The organism is Streptomyces clavuligerus (genome assembly GCF_005519465.1).
GTDB lineage: Bacteria > Actinomycetota > Actinomycetes > Streptomycetales > Streptomycetaceae > Streptomyces > Streptomyces clavuligerus.
Genome location: NZ_CP027858.1, coordinates 4,103,055 through 4,126,840, shown reverse-complemented (window position 1 = coordinate 4,126,840; position 23,786 = coordinate 4,103,055). Strand labels below are relative to the sequence as shown.

15 protein-coding genes are annotated in these 23,786 nt (G+C 73.7%); 7 read left to right on the top strand and 8 right to left on the bottom strand.

Annotation, left to right across the window (positions count from 1 at the left end; genetic code table 11):
* The first annotated feature begins 50 nt into the window (after positions 1 to 50).
* Positions 51 to 1,559, top strand: coding sequence for an FG-GAP-like repeat-containing protein (locus CRV15_RS17350; protein ID WP_003957414.1), 1,509 nt, complete (start codon positions 51 to 53; stop codon positions 1,557 to 1,559).
* Between the two features lie 76 nt (positions 1,560 to 1,635).
* Here the strand turns inward: CRV15_RS17350 and CRV15_RS17345 are convergent, their stop codons facing one another.
* The 3 genes from CRV15_RS17345 to CRV15_RS17335 form a co-directional block, all read right to left on the bottom strand.
* Entirely contained in the window at positions 1,636 to 3,204 is a 1,569-nt protein-coding gene (locus CRV15_RS17345) for a serine/threonine-protein kinase (protein WP_003960734.1), read from the bottom strand.
* Positions 3,201 to 3,908: a hypothetical protein gene (locus CRV15_RS17340; RefSeq protein ID WP_003960735.1), complete on the bottom strand. Its 708-nt coding sequence runs from the start codon at positions 3,906 to 3,908 to the stop codon at positions 3,201 to 3,203. The genes CRV15_RS17345 and CRV15_RS17340 overlap by 4 nt, the downstream gene beginning before the upstream one ends.
* A gap of 177 nt (positions 3,909 to 4,085) precedes the next feature.
* Positions 4,086 to 6,278: an N-6 DNA methylase gene (locus CRV15_RS17335; RefSeq protein WP_009996402.1), complete on the bottom strand. Its 2,193-nt coding sequence runs from the start codon at positions 6,276 to 6,278 to the stop codon at positions 4,086 to 4,088.
* A 397-nt stretch (positions 6,279 to 6,675) separates the two neighbouring features.
* Between CRV15_RS17335 and CRV15_RS17330 the strand changes: the two genes are divergently transcribed.
* Entirely contained in the window at positions 6,676 to 7,596 is a 921-nt protein-coding gene (locus CRV15_RS17330; RefSeq protein ID WP_009996404.1) for a DUF4352 domain-containing protein, read from the top strand.
* Positions 7,597 to 7,817: 221 nt separating this feature from the next.
* On the opposite strand, the gene mfd is transcribed toward CRV15_RS17330, so the two are convergent.
* Positions 7,818 to 11,348 (bottom strand): transcription-repair coupling factor, encoded by a 3,531-nt coding sequence (gene mfd, locus CRV15_RS17325; protein WP_009996409.1) that lies wholly within the window; start codon positions 11,346 to 11,348, stop codon positions 7,818 to 7,820.
* Positions 11,349 to 11,690: 342 nt separating this feature from the next.
* Between mfd and CRV15_RS17320 the strand changes: the two genes are divergently transcribed.
* The gene (locus tag CRV15_RS17320; RefSeq protein ID WP_003953731.1) at positions 11,691 to 12,185 is read left to right on the top strand and encodes a SigE family RNA polymerase sigma factor; all 495 of its coding nucleotides are present in this window, start codon (positions 11,691 to 11,693) and stop codon (positions 12,183 to 12,185) included.
* Positions 12,178 to 12,726, top strand: a complete 549-nt coding sequence (locus CRV15_RS17315) for a hypothetical protein (RefSeq protein ID WP_003960739.1) — start codon at positions 12,178 to 12,180, stop codon at positions 12,724 to 12,726. The genes CRV15_RS17320 and CRV15_RS17315 overlap by 8 nt, the downstream gene beginning before the upstream one ends.
* A 191-nt stretch (positions 12,727 to 12,917) precedes the next feature.
* On the opposite strand, the gene CRV15_RS17310 is transcribed toward CRV15_RS17315, so the two are convergent.
* Both CRV15_RS17310 and CRV15_RS17305 read right to left on the bottom strand, forming a co-directional pair.
* Positions 12,918 to 15,497: an ABC transporter permease gene (locus CRV15_RS17310; RefSeq protein ID WP_003953733.1), complete on the bottom strand. Its 2,580-nt coding sequence runs from the start codon at positions 15,495 to 15,497 to the stop codon at positions 12,918 to 12,920.
* On the bottom strand, positions 15,494 to 16,282 hold the full coding sequence (locus CRV15_RS17305; protein ID WP_003960740.1) for an ABC transporter ATP-binding protein: 789 nt from the start codon (positions 16,280 to 16,282) through the stop codon (positions 15,494 to 15,496). The genes CRV15_RS17310 and CRV15_RS17305 overlap by 4 nt, the downstream gene beginning before the upstream one ends.
* 454 nt (positions 16,283 to 16,736) lie before the next feature.
* Between CRV15_RS17305 and CRV15_RS17300 the strand changes: the two genes are divergently transcribed.
* The 3 genes from CRV15_RS17300 (at position 16,737) to CRV15_RS17290 (ending at position 20,034) form a co-directional block, all read left to right on the top strand.
* Complete coding sequence (locus tag CRV15_RS17300; RefSeq protein WP_003960741.1) at positions 16,737 to 17,243, top strand: hypothetical protein; 507 nt, start codon at positions 16,737 to 16,739, stop codon at positions 17,241 to 17,243.
* A 403-nt stretch (positions 17,244 to 17,646) separates the two neighbouring features.
* Positions 17,647 to 17,901, top strand: a complete 255-nt coding sequence (locus CRV15_RS17295) for a DUF6332 family protein (protein ID WP_003953735.1) — start codon at positions 17,647 to 17,649, stop codon at positions 17,899 to 17,901.
* Between the two features lie 471 nt (positions 17,902 to 18,372).
* Positions 18,373 to 20,034: an MFS transporter gene (locus CRV15_RS17290; RefSeq protein WP_003960745.1), complete on the top strand. Its 1,662-nt coding sequence runs from the start codon at positions 18,373 to 18,375 to the stop codon at positions 20,032 to 20,034.
* Positions 20,035 to 20,040: 6 nt separating this feature from the next.
* On the opposite strand, the gene CRV15_RS35965 is transcribed toward CRV15_RS17290, so the two are convergent.
* Both CRV15_RS35965 and CRV15_RS17280 read right to left on the bottom strand, forming a co-directional pair.
* Positions 20,041 to 20,928, bottom strand: a complete 888-nt coding sequence (locus tag CRV15_RS35965) for a coiled-coil domain-containing protein (protein WP_003960746.1) — start codon at positions 20,926 to 20,928, stop codon at positions 20,041 to 20,043.
* Positions 20,929 to 21,237: 309 nt separating this feature from the next.
* A complete protein-coding gene (locus CRV15_RS17280) occupies positions 21,238 to 23,781 on the bottom strand; it encodes an SUKH-4 family immunity protein (RefSeq protein ID WP_003960747.1) in 2,544 nt (847 codons plus the stop codon).
* Between the last annotated feature and the right edge of the window lie 5 nt (positions 23,782 to 23,786).

The following is a 23,786-nucleotide window of genomic DNA, read 5'->3' as shown; positions in this document are numbered from 1 at the left end:
GACGCATATCGCTCCGCGCCTCTCCAGCCGTACATCCGAAAGGCTGACTCATGACCTCTCACCGACTGGCCCGGGGGCCCGTACTCGCCGCCGCCGTCATGGCCGCCGCGGCGCTGACCGCTCCCCTGGCGCTCGCCGCGCCCGCCGAATCCGTGCGGCCCGCCGCGCCCAAGAACGCGGTGGCGAAGCCGAACGACTTCAACGGCGACGGTGTTCTCGACCTGGCGGTCGCGGCGCCCGGCGGCACGGCGGGCACGACGGCGAAGGCCGGTCATGTCTCCGTGCTGTTCGGGTCGAAGACCCAGCCGCTGACCGCGCAGAAGCAGCTCTTCCACCAGGACAGCGCGGGTGTGCCCGGCACCGCGGCGGCCGATGAGCGGTTCGGTTCCGCCATCGCCAGCGCCGACCTCGACCGGGACGGCTACGCCGATCTGGTGGTGGGCGCCGACAGGGACCAGCTCGGCACCGGCCGGGCGTCCGCCGGTTCGCTGACCGTGCTGTGGGGCGGGCCGCAGGGCCTGTCCGGCGCGGCGACCCTGGCGGAGGGCACGGCCGCCCACGCCGGGCTCGGCGGCTCGGTCGCGGTGGGCGACTTCGACGGGGACGGCGACCACGATGTGGCCACCAGCGTCGACGAGGCCGATCTGCGGGTGCTGTCGGGCCCGTTCCAGCGGGACGGCTCGGCCGCCGGGTCGACGCTGATCGACGACATCGACCCCTACCGGATCACCGATCTCGCCGCCGGTGACGTGAACCGCGACGGCCGCGCCGACCTCGTCGCCGCGCGCTACAGCTCCGATCTGTACGAGTACCCGGAGACGGCCGTGTGGACGGGCACCGCCCAGGGGCCCGCCACCGCGCCGCAGCTCGTCAAGACGTCCGATCTCAATCTCCAGGGCGGCGAGAACGTCGACGTCGGGGATGTGAACAAGGACGGGTTCGCGGACATCGTCGTCGGCCGGGACGACTTCCGCGAGAACGACATGTCCGGTGGCAAGGGCGGCCGGGTCCTCTTCTACCCGGGTTCGGCGAAGGGCGCGGTCGGGGCGAAGGCCGTCGCGTTCACGCAGGACACCAACGGGGTGCCGGGCACCGCCGACTGGAAGGAGTACTTCGGCTCCGGTGTCTCGGTGGCCGATGTCGACGGCGACGGCTACGGGGACATCGCGACGGGCATCCCGGGCAAGGCCGTGGACAACGCGCAGAAGGCCGGTGCCGTGATGGTCCTGCGCGGCTCGGCGACGGGCCCGACCGCCACCGGGGCGAAGGTCTTCACCCAGAGCACCGCGGGCATCCCGGGCGCCACCGAGGCGAACGACGGCTTCGGCTCCGCCACGGGCCTGCTCGACCTCAACGGCGACAGCCGTCCCGAGCTGGTCGTCGGCGGCACCGGCGAGGACCAGGGCGCGGGCGCGGTCTGGGTCCTCAAGGGCTCCGCCACCGGCCCGCTCACCACCGGCGGGCTGCTGTTCGGCAACGGCACGGTCGGCGCCCCGGCGGCCCCGGGCACCGCGCTGGGCTCCGCGTTCGGCAACTTCACCACCTACACGCGGCCGTAGTCCGGTCCCGATACTCCCCCGGCGTCCGCCACCTCCCGTCGGACGCCGGGGGTCCACCGCCCGGCCGCGCCTCGCGCTAGGTCGTGTCGAACCGCTGCTGGTGGTCGAGGGCCCGGCGGAGTTCCCCCGCGAGCGGGTGGTAGGGCCCGTAGCCGCGTTCGGCGTCGTACAGCAGCGACTGGAGCTGGCTCCGGCCGCCGGTGTGGTCGCCGAGGGCGAGCAGCAGATTCCCGATCCGGTGCCGGATGTCGAAGGCACGGGCGGGGTCGGAGCCGTTCTGATGGAACGGGAGCAGCGCGCGGTACTCCGCGAGGGCCGCCGCGGGCTGGCCGAGCTGTTCCAGGCAGTGGGCGGCGTCGTAGCGGAACTGAAGGGTCTGCGGGTCGGCCGCGCCCGCCTCGGCGGCGCGTTCCTCGGCGAGCCGGCGCAACTCGGGCAGGGCCCTGCGGTACTGGCCGTCGTCCATCAGGGTGCTGGCGTACTGCTTGCGCAGAATCCGGACGACGGGGGAGCTCTCGCCGTGTTCGGCCGCCGCGGCAGGGAGGATGCCGCCGAGGAGGTCCACGGCCTGGGTGATGCCGCCCTCGCCGAGCAGGCGTTTGACCTCGTCCACGGCGGCGGCCACATCGAGCCGGGGCACCGGGGGCGGCTGCTCCGCGGGGACGGGCCGCACGGGCGCGGTCGCGGTCGCCGGGGCCCGGTCCGGCCAGGGGGCGAAGGGGCGGAGGAAGGGCCGCGCGGGGTCGAGCGGACGGCCCGGGGGCACCCCCGGATCGCGGGGGTCGCGGGGGTCGCCGACGGGCGCGCCGCGCGTGGGCAGCAGCGGCGCCAGCGCCTCGTACACCTCCGGCGCGCCGGACGGGCGGTGCTGGGGGTCCTTCGCGAGCAGCCGCAGCACCAGCGTCTCCAGCGCCTCGGGTATGCCGGGCCGGGCGCGGCGCACCGGCACCGGCGGCTCGTACAGATGGCGGTGGAGGACCCCGAGCGCGGTGGACCCGGCGAAGGGGACGGAGCCGCTGAGGAGTTCATGGAGCAGCACGCCGAGCGCGTACAGATCGGTGTAGGGGCCGACGGCGCCGCCCATGGCCTGTTCGGGGGCCATGTACGCGGGGCTGCCGATGGGGGACCCGGTGTGGGTGAGGCGGGTGGTGTCCCTGTCGATGACGGAGGCGACACCGAGGTCGAGCACGGTGATCGTGCCGTCGGGTTTGACCATCACATTGCGGGGTTTGAGGTCGCGGTGGACGATCGGCACCGCGTGGACGGCGGCGAGGACGGCGCAGAGCTGGGCGGCGACGGAGACCGCCCACGGCCAGGGGTAGGGCTCGTGTTCGGCGAGGTGGTCGGCGAGGTCGGCGCCCTCGACGTACTGCATGACGAGGTAGAGGTCGTCGCCGTCGCTGCCCGCGTCGTGGACGGTGACCAGGCCGGGGTGGCAGACCTGGGCGGTCACCCGGCACTCGCGGATGAAACGGCGGCGCATCTCGTCGGCGCCGGTGCCCGCGGCCATCCGGTCGGGGCGCAGGAGTTTGACGGCGACGCGGCGGTCGAGCCGGCCGTCGTATCCGGTCCACACCTGGCCCATGCCGCCCTGTCCGATGACGGTGGACAGTTCGTAGCGGCCCGCGACGACACGCCCGTTCACCGGCCCTGCTCTCTGCGGAGGTAGTCGCTCAGCTCGTCCAGCTCGGCCCGGACCTGGTCGATCCGGGGGGTCTCGGACGCGGGGACGGGCGGCGGCGGGGGCGTGTGCGGCGGCGCGGGCCGGGGGGCGGGCGCCGCCGCGGTGTACGGGGACGGGGCGGCGGGCGGCTGCCGGTGCGGGTAGCCGTAGCCGGGCGCGGGCGGCGGATATCCGTAGCCGGGCGCGGACGGCGGCGGGCCGTAGCCGTGGGCGGCGGGCGCGGTGGCGGTGTACGGCGGCAGGGGCGGCGTGCCCGGCAGCGGTCCGTGCCCGGGGGCCTGGTCGAACTGCTGGAAGTGCCGGATGTCGGCGAAGAGATAGTGCACGGGGGCGGCGATCGCCACGGCCACCATCGTGAGGATCAGGGCGAGTTCGAACCCGGTCGCCGTCTCCTGCTCCTGCTCCCCGCCCTCGGGCTGCCCGGTCTGCTCGCCGATCTCGGCGGCCATGACGAAGAAGGCGACCGCGAGGGCGAGGGAGATCCAGAAGAGCACCCAGTCCAGCCTGCGGCGGCGCAGGACGGCGACCCGCAGCATCGCGGCCCAGGAGAGGATGCCGAAGCTGACGACGGAGAGCAGCACGAGGAGGCCGCGCAGCACATAGAGCGTCGCGGTCGCCGGGCGGCGGCGGCCGGGGTGGGGCGGGGCGTGGCCGGGGCCGTGCATTCCTGCTCCTGATGGCCTGGGGACAGAGCTGACAAGCTGAACAGGGGATGAGCGTATACACCGACCGGCGTGGGGTCTTCCTGGTTGCACGGGATGGCGCGGGGCACCGTGGACCGCTCCGGTCCCGTCGCGGTCCGCGGGGCACCGCGCCGGGCGGCGGGACGGGGTGGAAGGGCGTCAGCCGGGGGGTACGGTGCCGTCCGTCAGACCGTCGAACAGGCCCTGCACCAGCCGTTCGCCGAGCCGTCCCGCGAGCCGCAGCGCGTCCTCGAACGCGGCGAGCGCGCGGAAGCGTTCCCCGTAGCGCCGCTGGTCGTCCAGGGGCAGCCGGGGCAGTTGCAGCCTGCGGACGTCGAGCCGGGTCGCGGTGGAGGCGTGGCTGCTGGCCTGCCGGGTGTTGGCGGTGCCCCGGAGGAAACCGGCGAGGAACCAGGGGTCGAGCGCGTCGGGCTCGGGGCGCAGCAGATGGAGGTTGCGGCCGAGCACGGCCCCGGCGGTGGACTCGTCGACGACCCGGACGACGGAGCCGCCGCCGAGCACGGGGACGACGACGTCACCCGCCGCGACCCGGACCAGACCGTCGTCGCCGCCCGTGCCGGTACCGGAGCCGGTGCCGGTACCGGTACCGGTACCGGTACCGGCCGCGAGGTCGCCGTCGCGGTCGCGGTCGGGCAGGGCGCCGGACGGGGGCGCTCCGGTGAGGACGTCCTGTTCGGTGAGGACGGTGTCCCCGGCCGTGCCGGGCCCGCCCGCGGGGACCGTTCCCGAGCCGGGCTGGGCGGTGCCGACGCGGAGCAGCAGCGCCCGGGCGCGGGCCAGTTCACCGACGGTGGTGAGGGGCCAGGGCGCGGGCCGGTCCGGGGCGGGGGGCACGGGGGTCAGCTCGGCGGTGAGCCGCAGCGTCTCGGCGAGGTGGTCGCGGACGGCGAGCAGATCGGCGGCGTCGCCCCCGGCGGCGGGCGGCGGGACATGGCGGGCGGGCGCGAGGTCCACGTCGTCGTCGAGGAGTTCGATGACGGGGACGCGGCGGCTGACGCCGGGCCCGGCGCCGGACCCGGTCTCCGCCGCCGGCCGGTCGTCGGTGTCGGCGGCGGCGAAGGGGCGCCAGGCGTCGAGGACCGCGTTCCGTACGGCGGTCCAGTCCAGCCGGTCCCGTCCGCCGCTCGCGCCGGACAGTTCGGCGGTGTCGACGAAGAGCACATCGGGCGCGGGGGTCCGGCCCGGCTCCGGTCTGCGCAGCACCCACAGATGGAGCGGGATGCCGTACGGCGGCGCGGCTCCGGCGGGCAGCGCGACGACGGCCCGCAGCGCGCCCCGGCGCAGCAGCCCGGCGCGGACCCGGCGGCCCGAGCGGCGGGAGGCGGCGGCGGGCGGCATGAGCACGACGGCGGTGCCGCCGGGCCGCAGCCGGGCCAGCGCGTGCTGCACCCAGGCGAGTTCGGACTCGGTACGGGCCGGGAGGCCGTACTCCCAGCGTGGGTCGTAGGCCAGTTCCTCGTGGCCCCAGTGGCGTTCGTTGAACGGGGGGTGGGTGAGGACGGCGTCGGCCTCGGCGCCGGGGAAGGCGTCGGCGCGCAGGGAGTCGCCGGAGCGGGCGCTCACGGCGGCGTCGGTGCCGAGGGCGAGCCGGAGCGCGGCGAGCGCGGTCAGATCGGGGTCGGTGTCCTGGGCGAGGAGGGCCCGGGGGGCGGGGACGGCGGCGAGCAGCCCGCCCGCCCCGGCGGCCGGGTCGAGCACGGTCGCGCCCTCGTCGGGCACGGCGATCGCGGCCATCAGGGCGGCGGGGCCGGGCGGGGTGAGCGTGTACTGCCGGAGGTTGGCGTCGAGGTGGCGGCCGTAGAGGAAGGCGTAGGCGTCGTGGGGGCCGATGTCGGCGGCGAGTTCGGCGGCGGAGCGCAGCAGCGGCATGGACCCGGGGGCGGGGCGCCCGCCGCCCGGGAACGCGGAGCGGAACAGCTCGGTGCGGTCCGCGCCGAAGCGTGCGGTGAGTGTCTGCTCCAGTGCGGTGGGGAGGAGTTCGGCCATCCGCTCGTCATCGGCGGCGGTCAGTTCGCGCCAGAGCGCGGGGCGGGCCTGGAGGAGGAGCAGGGCGCAGCCGGTGCGCATGAGCGCGGTGGCGGTGGTGTCGGGGGCGGTGGGTGCGGCGAGCTGCTGCCAGACCCGTTCGCGGAGCGGGACCTCGGCGAGCTTTCCCTGCTCGCGCAGCCAGCGTTCGATCTCGGCGAGGGCGAACGCGGGGCTGGTCTCGGTGCCGCCGACGGGTTTGGGGAAGTCGGCGTGGCGGCGGCGCCAGTTGCTGACGGCGGCCCGTCCGACGCCCGCCAGCCGCGCGATCCCGGCCGCGGTCACCTCGTTCGCGTTCTCCGGCACCTGCCCGCCTCCGTGGGTGTGTGTCCGTGGCCTGTGGCCTGTGTCCGTGGTCCCGTGCCGGTGGTGGCCGTGGCCCCGTGTCCGCGGCCGTCGGGCTGCCTGTCCGGCTGTCGGCGGTCCGGCTCTCCGGCCCTTGGGTGGTCCGGCCCTTGAGCGGTCCGTCCCTTGGGCGGTCCGCTGATGCCTGCTCGTCATCGCTGGTCGCCCGGTGGCCGAAACCGTCCGTGCCCGGTCGAGCATAGCGCGGCACGCGGCAGAGACCCTTTCACAGTGTGGATGAATCCAATCCCGTGAACTCGTGTTGACTCGGTTCACAGCTCATGCTCTTATTGACCCGTCACCACGGGGGGCTCCCAGCGGGTCCCGATCACACCGCATGTCCGGGAGGGCACCACTCATGTCCCACTCCACGCCGCAGCAGCCGTACGACCCCTACGGCAGCGGGACCCAGCAGACCCACGGGGCACAGCAGCCGTACGGGCAGCAGCCCGCCGGGCCGTCGTTCGGACAGCCCCCGGCGCCGCCCCGGCGGATGCGCAACGGGCTGGGGACCGCGGCTCTCGTCCTGGGACTGATCGGAGCGATCAGCGGGCTGATCCCGCTGTTGTTCTGGCTCGGCGGCACCCTGGGGCTGATCGCCCTGATCCTGGGGCTGAGCGGCCGGGCCCGGGCCAAGCGCGGCGAGGCGGACAACCGGAAGGTGGCCCTCGCCGGCGCGCTGCTCGGTCTGGTGGCGATGGTCGCGGGCGTGGCCGGGGCCGTGATCACGTTCAAGGCGGTGGACGACGCGGTGGACGACATCGACAAGATCACCACCGGTCAGTCGGCCTCCAAGGAGCCCGGCGCCGACTCCGGCCCCGGCGGCAAGGACGGCGCGGACGGCGCGGACGGCAAGGACAAAGCCAAGGGGACGGAGAAGAAGGGGGACTCCGCGCTCACGGCGGGCGACTCCGCCTCGTACCCGGACGGGCTCAAGGTCACCACCGCCAAGCCGCAGGACTTCACGCCGGACGAGTACGCCGCCGGGCACGCCGAAGGCAACAAGGCGTACAGGATCACCATCACCGTCGAGAACACCGGCACGAAGAAGTTCGACACCGCGCTGCTGATGGTGGAGGCCCGCGCGGGCGCCGAGGGGGTCACCGCCGAGCAGATCTTCGACGGCTCGGTCGGCAATGGCTTCAGCGGCACCCTGGCACCGGGCAAGAAGGCGACCGCGACCTTCGGCTTCTCGGCGCCCGGCGACGCCCGGGACCTCACCCTGGAGGTCACGCCCGGCTTCGACCACGACGCCTCGCAGTGGGAGCTGAAGCTCTAGCGGCAGGGAGAGAAAGAGGGGCGGCGGTCCGCGTCAGCACAGACGCGGACCGCCGCCCCTCGTCACCGCACGGCCGTCACCGCACCGTCGTCACCGCGACGCCGTCCCGGCCACGGCCGTCACGCACCGCCGCCGGGTACGGCGTCACCGCACCGCCGCCGGGTCCGGCCGTCATCGCACAGCACACCGTGCGGGCCCTCGTTCCCCCTTCGGGGCCCGCGTCACGACCCCAGGACCGTCGTCAGGAACTCACCGGTCCAGGCGAGCAGCTCCCGGCCCACCACCGGCTTGCCGCCGATCTTCCCCGTGGTGGGCCGGGGCACCAGCACCTGACCGGTCGCGGACTTGATCACCGTACGGGGGTACAGCCGCATGAGCCGCAGCTCCTGCGACTCCCGCAGCTCCACCGGGGCGAAGCGGATATTGCTCCCCTGGAGCACGATCTCGCCGACCCCGCAGGCCCGCGCCAGCATCCGCAGCCCCGCCACCAGCAGCAGATTCTCCACCGGCTCCGGCAGCTTGCCGTAACGGTCGGTCAGCTCCTCCCGTACCGCCTTGATGTCCTCCTCGGTGTTGGCCGAGGCGATCGAGCGGTACGCCTGGAGCCGCAGCCGCTCGCCGGGCGCGTAGTCGTGCGGCACATGGGCGTCCACCGGAAGCTCGATCTTGACCTCCAGCGGCGGCTCCTCCTCGGCCCCGCCTTCGAGGGAGGCCCGGTAGTCGGCGACCGCTTCCCCGACCATCCGGACGTACAGATCGAAACCGACCCCGGCGATATGCCCGGACTGCTCCCCGCCGAGCAGATTGCCCGCGCCCCGGATCTCCAGGTCCTTCATCGCGACATACATCCCCGCGCCCATCTCGGTGTGCTGGGCGATCGTCGCGAGCCGTTCGTGCGCGGTCTCCGTGAGCGGCTTCTCCGGCGGGTAGAGGAAGTAGGCGTAGCCGCGCTCACGGCCCCGGCCCACCCGGCCGCGCAACTGGTGGAGCTGGGACAGGCCGAAGTTGTCGCCGCGTTCCACGATCAGCGTGTTGGCGTTGGAGATGTCGATCCCGGACTCCACGATCGTCGTCGAGACCAGGACGTCGAACTTCTTCTCCCAGAAGTCCACGACGACCTGTTCGAGGACCGACTCCGACATCTGGCCGTGGGCGGTCGCGATCCGCGCCTCGGGGACGATCTCCCGCAGCCGGGCCGCCGCCCGGTCGATGGACTCGACCCGGTTGTGGATGTAGAAGACCTGGCCCTCCCGGAGCAGTTCGCGCCGGATGGCCGCGCCGATCTGCTTCTCCTCGTACGGGCCGACGAAGGTGAGCACCGGGTGGCGCTCCTCCGGCGGGGTGGTGATCGTCGACATCTCGCGGATGCCGGTCACCGCCATCTCCAGCGTGCGCGGGATCGGCGTCGCGGACATCGTCAGCACGTCGACGTTGGCGCGCAACTTCTTGAGCTGCTCCTTGTGCTCGACGCCGAAGCGCTGCTCCTCGTCGACGATGACCAGCCCGAGGTCCTTGAACTTGGTCTCGGAGGAGAAGAGGCGGTGGGTGCCGATGACGATGTCGACGGCGCCGTCCTTCAGCCCCTCCAGGGTCGCCTTCGCCTCGGTGTCCGTCTGGAAGCGGGAGAGCGCCCGGACGTTCACCGGGAACTGTCCGTACCGCTCGGAGAAGGTGCCGTAGTGCTGCTGCACCAGCAGGGTGGTCGGGACGAGGACAGCGACCTGCTTGCCGTCCTGGACCGCCTTGAACGCGGCCCGCACCGCGATCTCCGTCTTGCCGTAGCCGACGTCGCCGCAGATCAGACGGTCCATGGGGACGGTCTTCTCCATGTCCTCCTTGACCTCGGCGATGGTGGAGAGCTGGTCGGGCGTCTCCGCGTACGGGAAGGCGTCCTCCAGCTCCCGCTGCCAGGGGGTGTCCGGGCCGAAGGCGTGGCCCGGGGCCGCCATCCGGGCCGAGTAGAGCTTGATCAGATCGGCGGCGATCTCCTTGACCGCCTTCTTGGCGCGCGCCTTGGTCTTGGTCCAGTCGGCGCCGCCGAGGCGGTGCAGGGTCGGGGCCTCGCCGCCGACGTACTTGGTGATCTGCTCCAACTGGTCGGTGGGGATGTAGAGCCGGTCGCCGGGCTGGCCGCGCTTGGCCGGGGCGTACTCCACCACCAGATACTCGCGGGTCGCGCCCTGGACGGTGCGCTGCACCATCTCGATGTAGCGGCCCACGCCGTGCTGCTCGTGGACGATGTAGTCGCCGGTCTCCAGGGTGAGCGGGTCGATGGTCTTGCGGCGCCGGGTCGGCATCCGCTGGCCGTCCTTGCCCGCCGCCTTCTGCCCGGACAGGTCGGTCTCGGTGAGGACGGCGAGCCGCAGCCCGGGGGCGGTGAAGCCGTAGTCGATGGAGCCGCAGACCACCTGGACCACGGCGGCGGGGATCTCGCCGGTCCCGGCGTCCAGCCGGGCGGGCACGCCCTCGCCGCTCAGCACCTCCACGGTGCGGGCGGCCGGGCCGTGGGCCTCGGTGACGAAGACCGTGCGCCAGCCGTCGGCGAGCCAGCCCTTGGTGTCGGCGAGCGCGCGGGCGGTGTCGCCCCGGTAGGACTCGGGGGCGTTCAGGCCGAGGGTGAGCGTGTCCCGGCCGCCTTCCTCGTCGGCGGCGAACGGGGACACCGACCACCACATCATGCCCAGCTCACGGGCGCGGTCGCGGACGTCGGCGATGGACCGGAGGGAGGCCGCGCCCACATCGATCGGGGCCTCGCCGCCGCCCGCCGTGGCCGCCCAGGACGCCTGGAGGAACTCCTGGCTGGTGGCGACGAGGTCGGCGGCCCGGGTACGGACCCGCTCCGGGTCGCAGACCACGGCCATCGAGCCCGTGGGAAGCACGTCGAGCAGCAGCTCCATCTCGTCGACGAGCACGGGGGCCAGGGACTCCATGCCCTCGACGGCGATCCCCTCGGAGATCTTGCCGAGGAGTTCGCCCAGCTCGGGGTGGGCCTCGGCCAGCTCGGCGGCCCGGCGGCGCACCTCGTCCGTCAGCAGCAGCTCACGGCAGGGCGGGGCCCACAGCCCATGCTCGGCGACTTCGAGGGAACGCTGGTCGGCGATCTTGAAGTAGCGGATCTCCTCGATGTCGTCGCCCCAGAACTCGACCCGCAGGGGGTGTTCCTCGGTGGGCGGGAAGACATCCAGGATGCCGCCGCGCACGGCGAACTCGCCGCGCTTCTCGACCAGCTCCACCCGGGAGTACGCGGCGGCGGCCAGCGCGTCCACGACCTCGTCGAGATCGGCCTGCTGCCCGGTGCGCAGGGCGACGGGCACCAGCTCGCCCAACCCCTTGACCTGCGGTTGCAGTACGGAACGGATGGGCGCGACGACAACGGAGACGGGGCCCGCCGCCGGGTCGTCCGCCGCGGGGTGGGCCAGTCGGCGCAGCACCGCCAGGCGGCGGCCGACGGTGTCGGAGCGGGGGGAGAGCCGTTCGTGCGGCAGGGTCTCCCAGGCGGGGTACTCGGCCACGCCCTCCTCGGGCAGCAGCGAGCGCAGGGCCGCCGCCAGATCCTCGGCCTCCCGGCCGGTCGCGGTCACGGCGAGCACCGGGCGACCGGCCTCCCGGGCCAGCGCGGCCACCGCGAAGGGGCGGGCGGCGGGCGGTCCGACCAGGTCGACGTGGGTCCGGGTGCCGCCCCGGGCGGCTTCCACCGCCTCCGCGAGCGCGGGATCACGTACGACGGCATCGAGCAGACCGTGCAGGCTCATGAAAGGCTTTCCGTCCCGGGGAGTGGGTGGCACTGGCAACGCGATCGCGATCGCGCCGGATCGCACCGGGCAACGCGAACGGCCCGACACGTCTGACGGGCCGGGGGTTCCAGCGTACGCCCGGACGGCTCGGGGCCGCCTCCGCACCGGCGGGCCCGGCCGGGGCCGGACGGCCTTCGCGTCAACCCTGTGCGACGGTGTCGGGCGTACCCGGCGTGGGAGGGCGTACCGGGCGTACGGCAGGGTGGGGCACGGTACCTCCGGTATCCCGGGTATCTCCTTCACCTCGGACACCTCTGGTCACCTCGGATACCCAGCCCAGCCCAGCCAGGAGCCGCCGCCTTGACCGACGAGGAGTTCGAGGAGTTCTACACGCACTCCGTGAAACACCTGGTCGGTCAGGTGTATCTGATGACCGGCGATCTCCACGAGGCCCAGGACGTGGTCCAGGAGGCGTTCGTCCGGGGCTGGTCCCGGCGGGCCGCCCTGGAACGGGACGCGGGGCCCGAGGCATGGATTCGCACGGTCGCCTGGCGGCTCGCGGTGAGCCGCTGGCGGCGGCGCGGCCGGGCGGCTGCGGCCTGGCGGCTGCGGGACGGCGGGGCACCGGCCGCCTCGCCCGCGCCGGACCCCGGGACCGTGTCGCTGGTCTCGGCCCTGCGCACCCTGCCGGAACGCCAGCGGCGGATGGCCGTCCTCCACTATGTGTGCGACCTCAGTGTGGAACAGGTGGCCGCCGAGACCGGTATCTCGGCGGGCACCGTCAAGACCCATCTCTTCCGCGCCAGGGCCGCGCTGCGGCCCCACCTCGTCCCCGAGGAGGAACACGGTGTCTGAGGAACCGCGACCCACCGATTCCACCCGATCCACTGAATCCACCCGCTCCGCCCGATTCACCGGATCCGGCAGATCCGCCGGATCTGCCGGATCTGCCGGATGCACGGCACCGCTCGCACCCGCCGAGCCCTGGAGCCCGGACGACGAGGCGCTGGCCAGGGCACTGAAGCAGGCCGCGGCGGCGGGGGGCGCCCGGATCGTCCCACCGGCCGCGCCCCGGGTCAGGGAACGGGGCATCCGGCGGCGGCGCCTGCGCGCGGCGGGGACCGCCGGGGTGGTCTGCGCGCTCGCCGTGACGGGCGCGGTGGCCGCGTTCTCGCTGCGCGGGCCGGACGGGGCCGGGGTCCCGGCGTCCCCTCCGGCCGCCGTCTCCCCACCGGCCGTACCGTCGGGAGCACCGTCGGGGGACCCGCCGCCCGCGACGACCGGGCCGCGACAGCCCGCCGTCTCCCCGCCCCCGGAGCCCACCCCGCCCGCGCCCACCGGCACGGGTCCCGGGGCCCCGCCGACACCGACGATGCCGCCGACACCGTCCCCCTGAGCCCCGCCGGGGCGGCCCGGCGGGGCTCCGCGCGGGAACGGGGATGGCCCCGGGGGTCCCCGCAGAACCCCCGGGGCCACCCCCGTCTCCCCCGTCCCCCGCCCGTGCCGCGCGGCACGGGCGGGCCGTTCCTCCGGCCGGACGATCCCCCGTTCGGCCGGGCCCCTGGCCGGTGGGGCCCCGACCGCCGGTCAGTCCGTCGCGATGGCGTTCAGGACGTTCATCCGTCCGGCCCGGAAGGCGGGCACCAGCGCGGCGATCAGGCCCACGAACGCCGATCCGACGAAGACCGCGCTGATCGTCGGCCAGGGGATCTCCAGGACCTTGAGTCCTTCGAGCGCCAGGAGCTGCTGGGCCGCGGTGCCCCAGCCCAGGCCCAGCCCGAGACCGAGCAGAGCGCCGAAGAGCGCGATGACGACGGACTCCAGCCGGATCATGCGGCGCAGTTGGCGGCGGGAGAGCCCGATCGCCCGCAGCAGCCCGATCTCGCGGGTGCGCTCGACCACCGACAGGGCCAGGGTGTTCACCACACCGAGGACGGCGACGACGATCGCGAGCGCCAGCAGCCCGTAGACGATGTTGAGCAGGGTGTCGATCTGCGCCTGGAGGTCCTCCTTGAAGTCCGTCTGGTCGCGCACCTTGTACTGGGGGTACTCCGCGAGCGAGGTCTTCAGCGCCTCCTGCGCCCGCTTCTGCTGCCCGTCCTCGGCGGCGGCCAGGACCATGAAGCTCAGCGGGAACTTCTCCGCCGGTATGTGGCTCCGGGCGGTCTCGGTGCTGATGTACTTCGCGCCCTGGTCCATGGAGCTGTCGTCGGACGCGATACCGGTGACCTTCAGCCGGGCGGGCGCCCCGGCGCCCTCCGCGAAGTCGACGGTGAGGGTGTCGCCGACCTTCACCTTGTGCTTCTTGGCGTACTCGTCGCCGATGACGATCGCGTCCTTGCCGTAGGCGGAGGACTGGTCGCCCTCGGTCATCTCCCGGCGCAGGTCCTTCGGATAGGTCGGGTCGGTGGCGACCAGGGACTCCTTGGCCGTCCTGCCGTCCGGGGCGGTGATCTCCGCCTGCACCAGCCGGACGTCGGTGATGTGGCCGATGCCCTCGGCGCGCGCCAGAGCCTCGCGGGCCTGCGGCAGCACGGGCTGGCCGGTGCCGGTCTGGATGATGAAGTCCGCGCCGACGCTGCGGTCCACTTCCTTGTTGGCCGAGGCGACCATCGAGGCGCCGACCACGGAGAGGCAGGCCACCAGGGCCAGGCCGATCATCAGCGCGGTGCCGGTGGCACCGGTACGGCGCGGGTTGCGCAGGGCGTTGCGCTCGGCCATCCGGCCCACGGGGCCGAAGAACCGCAGGACGACGGCGCTGAGCGCCCGGACCACCACTCCGGCGAGCACGGGGCCGAAGACCACGAAGCCGAGCAGGGTGAGGAAGATCCCGACACCGAGGAAGAGCGAGCCGTCGGCCGCCTTCTCGACCTGGGTGGTGACGCTCAGCGCGGCGGCGCCGGCACCCGTCAGCAGCAGCCCGATCGAGGCCCGTACCCAGCCGGAGCGGCCGTCGGCGGGGGTGCCCGCGTCCCGCAGGGCCGCCATCGGGGAGACCTTCCCGGCCCGGCGGGCGGGGACATACGCGGCGACGACGGTGACGACGACGCCGAGGACGAGCCCGACGGCCGGGGTGGTCCACTTCACCGTCAGATCCTCGGTGGACAGACTCATGCCCACCGCGCCCATCATCTCCATCAGCCCGACGGCGAGCCCGACACCGGCGGCGACGCCCGCCACCGAGCCCACGATGCCGAGGAAGAGGGATTCGACCAGCACGGACCGGTTGACCTGCTGACGGCTGGAGCCGATGGCCCGCATCAGACCGATCTCCCGGGTGCGCTGGGCCACCAGCATGGAGAAGGTGTTGACGATCAGGAAGATGCCCACGAGGAAGGCGATCCCGGCGAAGCCGAGCATCGCGTACCGCATCACGTCCAGGAACTCCGCGACATCCGCACGGCCCTCGTCGGTCTGCTCCTTCGCGGTCAGGATCTTGAGGTCCCCGCCGAGGGCCCCGGCGACCCGCTTCTTGAGCTGCTCGTCGGTGACACCACCGGCGGCGGTGATGTCGATATAGGTGAACAGGCCCTCCGTGCCCAGCAGTTCGCGCTGCGCGGTGGGGGTGTCGTAGAAGAAGAGCGCGGCACCGGGGTTGGTCACCTTGATGTCGACGATGCCGGAGATCCGGGCGCGGTGGTCACCGACGGCGGAGATCGTGCGCAGTTCGTCGCCGATCCTCAGCTTCTGCTTGTCGGCGGTCTGCCGGTCGACCATCATCTCGGTGGGGCCGCGCGGGGCGTGGCCGGAGCCGATCTCCATGGCCCGCAGGTCGTTGCGGGTCCAGTTGCCCACGACGGTGGGGGCGCCGCCGGTGGGGCCGAGGCTCTTGTTCTCCTTGTCGACGACGGTGACGCTGTCCAGGGAGACGGCGCCCTCGGCGAACGCGACCCCCTCGACCTTGCGCACCTGCGCGAGGGTGGAGGCGGGCAGGGTGTCGGGCTTCCCCGTCTGCGAGGCGAAGCCGTCGTCCTCCTTCTCCTTCGGCGTGATCTTCACATCGGTCGAGGTGACGGCGAAGAGCTTGTCGAACGTGGTGTTCATGGTGTCGGTGAAGACGAGCGTCCCCGACACGAAGGCCACGGACAGCAGCACCGCCACCGCCGAGAGCGCCATTCTTCCCTTGTGCGCGAAGAAGTTACGCAGGGAGGTCTTGAGCACGGTCACGAGGTACGCCCCCGGGCGTCGAAGTCCTTCATCCGGTCGAGCACGGCCTCCGCGGTGGGCCGGAACATCTCGTCGACGATCCGTCCGTCCGCGAGGTAGAGCACGCGGTCCGCGTAGGAGGCGGCGACCGGGTCATGTGTGACCATGACGATGGTCTGCCCCAGCTCGTCCACCGACTGCCGCAGAAAGCCGAGTACTTCGGCGCCCGCGCGGGAGTCCAGGTTCCCCGTGGGCTCGTCCCCGAATATGATCTCCGGCCGCGCGGCGAGCGCCCGCGCGACGGCCACGCGCTGCTGCTGACCACCGGAGAGCTGCGTGGGCCGGTGCTTCAGCCGCTCCGCCAGGCCCACCGTCTCCACCACCCGGTTCAGCCAGGCGGCGTCCGGCTTGCGGCCGGCGATGTCCATCGGGAGCGTGATGTTCTCCAGCGCGTTGAGCGTCGGCAGCAGGTTGAACGCCTGGAAGATAAAGCCGATCCGGTCCCTGCGGAGCTGGGTGAGCCTCTTGTCCTTGAGGGTCGTGATCTCCGTGTCGTCCAGGTAGATCTTCCCGGAGGTCACCGTGTCCAGCCCGGCGAGGCAGTGCATCAGCGTCGATTTGCCGGACCCCGAGGGCCCCATGATCGCCGTGAACTGCCCCCGGTTGATGTCGACGTCGACATGGTCGAGCGCGACGACCCGGGTCTCCCCCGCCCCGTACGCCTTCACGACCTGCCGCCCACGCGCGGCGACGGCCGTCACTCCTCCTGCGCCCGCATGGCGGGGAATGGTCACAGCCGTTGTCACTGTCGTCTCCTAGATCGTCGTTCAGGCGCGGTCGGGGGCGTGCGGCCCACAAGGTCGACGCGCCCGGAAGGAAGCGCCCCGAGGGGGCGGCGCGGCCCGTCCGAGTCTGCCGCCGCGGGGGCACGGTCCGCGCTGGGGCGGGGCGCAGTCTTGGCCCGGGGGTTTTCCCCACCCCCGGCCTCCCGTGTCCCCCCGGTGTCCCGTCTCCCCATCCCTGTGCCATCAACGTACGGACCGGCCCGCCTCCCGCACGTCGTTCCCTGGGACGAACGGTCCCTGGATCTCGCTCGGGAGAAGCCCCTAGGGGACACAGCCCCCTCGGGCGACTCCATGTCAGGGGCGGTGTTCCGCACGCGGGGTTGCCCGGACGGCCGTGGGGCGGGAGGGTCTGGTGAGGAACACGGGCCGGACAGCGCGATACGCACATGACTCCACGGCGGACGAGGTGATGTGAATGGCGGACGACACCGGCACGCACACGGAGGCTGACGGCCCCCGGGGCGGCGGGGCATCCCGCCGGGGCGGCAAGCGGCGGGGCGTGGTGGCGACGGCGGTCGCGGTCGGCGCCGTCGGCGTGGTCGCGGCCCTGCTGTACGGGCAGCGCGAGAACGAGGACAGCGCGCCCGCCGCACCGCCACCGCCCGCCACCGCGGGCGCGGCCGTCTGCGCCCGGGTGATCGCCCAGGGCACCGTGGTCCGGACCGAGCCCCAGGGCGACCGTGCCCGGGTGACGCTCGCCGTGGACCGTTACCTCAAACCGTCCAAGGGCCCGCGGAACACCGCGTTCACCGTGGAGCGCGCGGAAGCGGGTTTCTTCACCCCGGGCGATCGGATGCTCGTGTCCGTCCCCGCTTCCGGCGCGGAGCCCGTGCAGTCGTACACGGGCGCGGAGGTGGCGCACGCCTGGAAAAGGCTCTCGGCGGAGCTGGACGCGGGGGGTGGGGCGGGGTGCCCGGGTTGAGCCTCGCCGGCGTTTGAGGCGCGGGGGTTCGGGGGCCGGCCCCCGACGACGGGGCCGCGCCTGGGGGGTGGGCCGGGGGGTCCGTCGGCTTACGCGTGAGCCTTGCGTTGGACGCGGGGTCCGTCCTCAAACGCCGGACGGGCTTGTTGTGCTCGGGTCGGTCGTCGGGTGCGGGGGTGGGGGCCTCCGGGCTCGACTCCTCAGGGCCGGCAGACCCAAGGGACGACGTCCAGGCGCGGGCGGTTCTCCGCCGGTCCCTTCCGGGGACGACCCTGCACCCCCCCACCGCGGGGAGACGGCCCACTCGGTGCGGGGAGGTGTTCCAAGTGCCCTTGCGGACATCTGAGTACGCCCACACGCTCTACCGAACGGACTCGTCATTCACTGATGTGAGACTTGCGGCATGGACATGGGACGTGAGTCACGGTGGGAAAAGGACGCAGTGACGGTGGAGATCGTTTTCGCCCTGGTGACCGCCGTCGCGCTGGCTGCGGCGGTTTTCGCCGGTGCTCTGGCTCTCGCACTGTCCTTCGACATCTCCGGTTCAGTGAGGCAGGGCGTGTTGACGGGGGGCGCGCTGCTCGGAGCGACGGCCGGAGTGTGGCGTCTGATACGGGTGCTGCTTCGGTTCGACAAGCAACGCCGGATGGGCCGCTGACTGCCGGGCTTCTCCTTGAGCCCGGTGGCCTGCCGACGCGGGAGCGAGGCTGCTTGCTGCCGTCCGCCAGGGCTTGCGTCGAGGTCGGGGCCTCCCACATGAGAGGGACGGCCGCGTGAATTCGGGATCTCCCCCGCATCCGGGCGGCCGTCTGCCCGTGGTGGGGAGTGCAGGGTCGTCCCCGGAAGGGACCGGCGGAGAACCGCCCGCGCCTGGACGTCGTCCCTTGGGTCTGCCGGCCCTGAGGAGTCGAGCCCGGAGGCCCCCACATCCCGCACCTGACGGCGTGACCCGAGCAAAACAAGCCTGTCCGGCGTTTGAGGACGGACCCCGCACCCAACGGAAAACCTCACGCGCAAGCCGACGAACCCCCGCGCGGCCCCGCGCCGACGCATCGCGCCCTCCCGCAGAGCCACCCCCGGGTGAGACAGTGACCCCGGCCTTCAGACTGTATGACGAAAGGATTTTGCGGTGGGGGAGAATCCGCAGGTGTCGGCGTCCGGTCACAGACCCGCCGGACCCCAGGGGGAGACCGGTCAACGAGGCTCTGTCGTCGCCGCGTTGATGCTGAGCATGGCGCTCGTCGCGCTGGACGGGACCATTCTCTCCACCTCCGTCCCGTCGATCGTCGCCGACCTCGGCGGGTTCTCCATCTTCTCCTGGCTCTTCGCCGGGTATCTGCTCGCGATCACCGTCTCGCTCCCCGTCTACGGGAAGCTCTGCGACACCGTCGGACGCAAACCCGTCCTCGTCTTCGGCATCGTCCTCTTCCTCCTCGGCTCCGTGCTGTGCGCGATGGCCTGGAACATGGGGTCGCTGATCGCCTTCCGGATCATCCAGGGGCTCGGCGGCGGCGCGCTCCAGGGGACCGTGCACACCATCGCGTCCGATCTCTACCCCTTGAAGGAACGTCCCCGCATCCAGTCCCGGCTGTCGATCGTGTGGGGTGTGTCCGCCGTGACCGGACCGGCGGTCGGCGGGGTCCTGGCGACGTACGCGGACTGGCGGTGGATCTTCCTGATCAACGTCCCGGTGGGGCTGGTGGCGCTCTGGCTGATCGTCCGGCAGCTGCGGGAGTCCGCCCCGGGCGTGCACGCGAACGGCCCCGGTGCGGGGGGAACACGCGGCATACGGGGCTTCCTCGGCGGCCGTACGGCAGACGGTTCCGAGCGCGCGCCCATCGACTGGCTCGGCGCGCTCACCGTCTTCGCCGCCGGTACCGCCCTGCTCGCCGCGCTCGTCCAGGGCGGAATCGCCTGGTCCTGGTTCTCGGCTCCCTCGCTCGCGCTGCTCGGCACGGGCGCCGTCCTGATCGTGGCGCTGGTGCTGATCGAGCGGCGGGCCGCCGAACCCATGCTCCCGGGCTGGGTCTGGCGGCGCCCCACCATCGCCGCCGTCAATCTCGCCCTCTGCGGACTCGGCGTCCTCATGACCGCGCCCGCCGTCTTCCTGCCGACGTACGCGCAGTCCGTCATGGGGCTCGACCCGATCGCCGCCGGGCTCGTGCTCTCCGTGATGACGCTGAGCTGGCCGGTGACCGCCGCCTGGTCCAACCGGATCTACAACCGCATCGGCTTCCGGCAGACCGCGATGATCGGTGTCGGCTGCGCGGCCCTGGTGCTCGCCGCGTTCCCGCTGCTGCCCTATCCGCCCTCGCCCTGGCAGCCCGCCCTGATGATGCTGCTCCTCGGCGCGGCCCTGGGCATCTTCCAGCTCCCGCTGATCGTGGGCGTGCAGTCCACCGTCGTCTGGTACGAGCGGGGTGTGACGACGGCGTCCGTGCTGTTCTACCGCCAGATCGGGCAGAGCGTGGGCGCCGCCGTCTTCGGCGCCGTGGGGAACGCGGTCCTCGCCTCCCGGCTCGGCGGCACGAGCGACCTCGACTCCGTCTCCCGCACCCTGGAGGACTCCGACTCGCTCTCCGAGGAGGCCGCCGACGGGCTGCGGCGCGCCGTGGACGCGGCCGTCGACCATGTCTTCGTCGGCGGCGCGGTCGCGGCGGTGCTGGCGCTGCTCGCCCTCCTGCTGCTGGCCCCCCGGCACTTCCCCGTCATCGACGACGAACCGGGCCCCGGACAGAACGCGGAGGGCACAGCGGACGACGGGCGCCCGAGGGAGAGAACGGAGGGCTGAGCGGAGTCAGTCCTCGGCCGCCGGGCGGCCCGTCAGCGCCGCCAGGCTGTTGCGGATGTGCGCCATGTGCCCGTGGATCTCGTCCCGGGACTCCTCGTGCTCCCGCAGCACCCGCTCGGTCTCGCGCACCGTGCGCTCCTCCTCCAGCCCGGCCTGCGCCAGGATCTCCGCCGCCTGTGCCTCCGCGTCCTCCTGGCCGTGCCGGGCGCTCTCCTCCGTCTCGGCCAGCCCCCGCTTCGCCTGGTCGAGCACCGCCTCCGCGCGGTCGATCAGCTCCGTGAGCCGGGCGTCGTGGTCGGCGGCGCGGGCGGCCAGTTCGCGGCCCTCGGACTCCCAGCGCTCCGCCTGCTGCGCCTCCAGCTCCGCGAGCAGCGCCTCCGCCCGCTGCCGGGTCTCCTGCCAGTCGTCCAGCGCCTTCGACCGGGTGCCCTGCGCCTCGGCACCCGCCGCCGCCAGCAGCTCGCCCGCCTCGGTGTTGGCCGCGAGCAGCGTCTCCTCGGCACGGGCGTCGGCCGCCGCGCGCGTCGCCTCGGCCGCCTCCCGGGTCTCCTCGCCCAGCCGCCACCCCGCGTTCTGCGCGCCCTCCCGGGCGCCCTGCGCGTCGGCGAGCGCCGTGGAGCGCACCTCGGCGGCCTCCTCCTCACTCAGCGAGAGCACCTGCCGGGCACGGGCGCTGAGCGTCTCGTACGTCGGCTGCTCCAGCGTGGCGACGGCCTCGCGCAGCCGCTCGGCCTCCGTCTCCAGCTCCTGCGCGAGCACGGTCAGCCGGGAGGCCCGCTCCCACGCCGCGTCCCGCTCCCGGGACAGATCGCCGACCCGGGCGTCGGCCGCGTCGGGGCGGTAGCCACGCCGTACGACGGTGAAACCGTGCGGCGACACGGATGCAGCGCTCATCCCTCAGCCCCTCATGTCCTGTGCTGTCCGGACCTCGGTGGTCCGGGCTCGATCCCGGTCGGCGGCTCCGCCCCGGTGGCCCCGGCGGCAGCGCATTACGCGATTGTGCTCATATCCTCTCGGATCTAAAGCAAACACTCCTAACGCCACACCATCCTCCTCGGCGAAAGAATCACGCCCAGACACGGACGACCCGTATGCCCCGTACGTCACAGCCTGTGGACCGGGGAGAACGGGGCTCCCCGGCCCGTCGGCCGTGCGGACATCCACCCCCAACCGCACCGGAACCGTGCGGCAGACGGGTTCGGCCTAGAGCAGCCCGTCCCACATCTGTTCGAGCAGAACCGACCACCAGTTCTCCGGTGAGGAGAGCGCGGCCGGATCGAGCGCCGTCAAATGCGCCTGGAAATCGACCGTCCAGCGCCCCGCCTGCTCCGGTGTGAGCCCGTAGCGGAACCGCCACATCCGGCCCAGCATCGCCATACAGCGGACGAACTCGGGCAGCCCGCTGTTCACGAACTGCGGCTGCGCGGGCGCCCCGTCCGGACCGGCCTCCAGCGGTACGGCGACGATGTGCGCGGTGCCGTACTGGACACAGATCTGGCGGCCGAAATCATTCCCCACCACCAGGTACGAGGCCGCGTCGGACGCGGACCGCACCTGGCGCTGGGCGGCCAGTTCGGCGAGGGTCAGGACGACGGGGTGCGCGGGCTGCGCCCAGAAGAACGGATTGAAATCGGCCGGGAGGCCCGCCCACGCCAGCGTCGCCGACACGGCCTCGGGCACCCCCTGGCGGGAGACGGCCCGCTGGTCGAACCGGCAGATGCCCTGCGGTCCGAACGCGGCGGCCAGCTCCTGCGCCAGCGCCTGCGGCGGCACCGGCGGGGCGGGCGGCAACTGCGGCAGCGGCGCCCGTGCCGGGGCGGGGCGCGCCGGGCCGTCGGCTACCTGGTGCAACTCCCCCTGATGAGTGAGAAGTTGGCTCATTCCCTGCTGTCGTGCGGCATGGTCCGTGCCGTAGGGGGCGATGCTGGTGATCCGGGCCTGGGGCCAGCTCTCGGCGATCATCCGGGCGCAGTAGCCGCCGGGCAGCCTGCACGACTCCAGCTCGGTGTGCAGCTCCAGCACCTGGTGCGGCGGCACGCCGAGGGCGCGCAGCTCGTACAGGAGCTGCCACTCCGGGTGCGGGGTGCCCGGCGCGGAGCGGCGGATGAGCCGGGCCTCGGAGCCGTCGGGCGCGCGGTAGCGCAGGACGGCCTGGTACCCGGGGCCGACGGTGGGTACACCGGTGGGCCGCAGCGGATATCCGTACGCGGCGGGGCCGGGCGGCCCGGGGGGCGACACGGGCGGCAGCGGCCCCGCACCCGCACCCCCCGCACCCGTACCGCCCAGACGGCCCGGCTCGGACAGCACCGTCGCCGCATGGTGCACCCCGCCCGGGGGCGTGCCCACCACCGGAGGCGAACCGGGCGGACCGGGGGGCGCGGGCGGCGACACGGGCGGCAGCGGCCCCGCACCCGCACCGCCCGCACCCGTACCGCCGAGACGGCCCGGCTCGGACAGCACCGTCGCCGCGTGATGCACCCCGTCCGCAGGCGTACCGACCGCCGGGGGCGGACCGGGCGGCGGGGTCTTCCCCTGCTCGGGCGGGAGCTGGGGGTTCTGCTGCGTGGGCCGGTAGCCGCTCGCGGGCGCGCCCGGCCCCCCGGGCCCTGCGGGCACAGCGGACGCGGCGGGCCGCGCCGACGGCGGAGGGGGCGTGGCACCGGAAGCCGAAACGGAACCTGAAGCGGAACCCGGGGCGGAAAGCGAACCGGCGTCCCCGACGGGCGCCTCCGGCCGCTCCCCGCTCTCCCTCTCGCTCCCCTTCCCGCGCAGCTCCCCGTTCGCCTTCTCCTGTCGTCCGTCGCCCGTCGGCCGCCCGTCCCGGCCGGGCGCCCCGATGCCCGCCGCGCGGAGCACCTTCTCCCGCGACTCCCGCACCGTCGGCGGCAGCTGGCTGCCCCCGGGGATCAGCGCCGTCGGAGCCTCGGCGTCCGCTTCCGCCGCCGCGGTCTCCGCCCCGCTCCGGCGGACCGGCGCCGAGTACACGGTGTCCGGCAGCGGCACGGAGGCGTCGTCCGTGCCGCCGTCGGCGTTCACATCCGTCCAGCGCGTCGGGGTCGCGGAACCCGCCGCGGCGGCACCCGTCCCCGAGGAGTCGTCCCATGCCCCGTCGCCGCCGAGCGAACGGCCGCCCGCCTGCGACGCGTTGGCCGCCGTCGGCCCGCCCGCCCACGCGCCGGTCGGGCCGGACCCGGGGACGGAGACCGAAGCCGTACCGGGAGCCGAAGCACTGCCGGTCCCCCCGGACACGGGAGCCTCACCAGTCCCACCAGCCCCACCGGACGCAGTACCCGGTCCGGTACCGGAGCCGGGGGTGTCCGCCCGCGCCCCGCCACCCGGGCCCGTGGCGTCGTCCCGCCCGGCCGCCGTCGTCCCGCCCTCGTCCTCGCCCTCGTCCTCCAGCCACTCCGGCGGGCTCAGCAGGAACGACGTCTGATGCTGGTCGATCCGCCGCTGCTGCTCCGGCACGGCGGCCGGGGCGGCGTCCCGTACGCCGTACTCCTCCTCGTACCGCCGGATCACCTCGCCCACCGGCAGCCCCGGCCACAGCGTCGCCTCGCCGCTGTCCCGGGCGATGACGAGCCGCTGCCCGCCGCCGTCGGCGCGCCCCCCGCCCTCGCGGTCCTCGGCCCAGACCACGAAGCCCAGCTCGAACTCCCGTACCCGCACCTCGCGCTGCTGGTACGGCGGCACATCGCCGTTGACCCACTCGTCGGCGCGCTCCTGCGCCTGCGCGAACGTCACCATCGGAG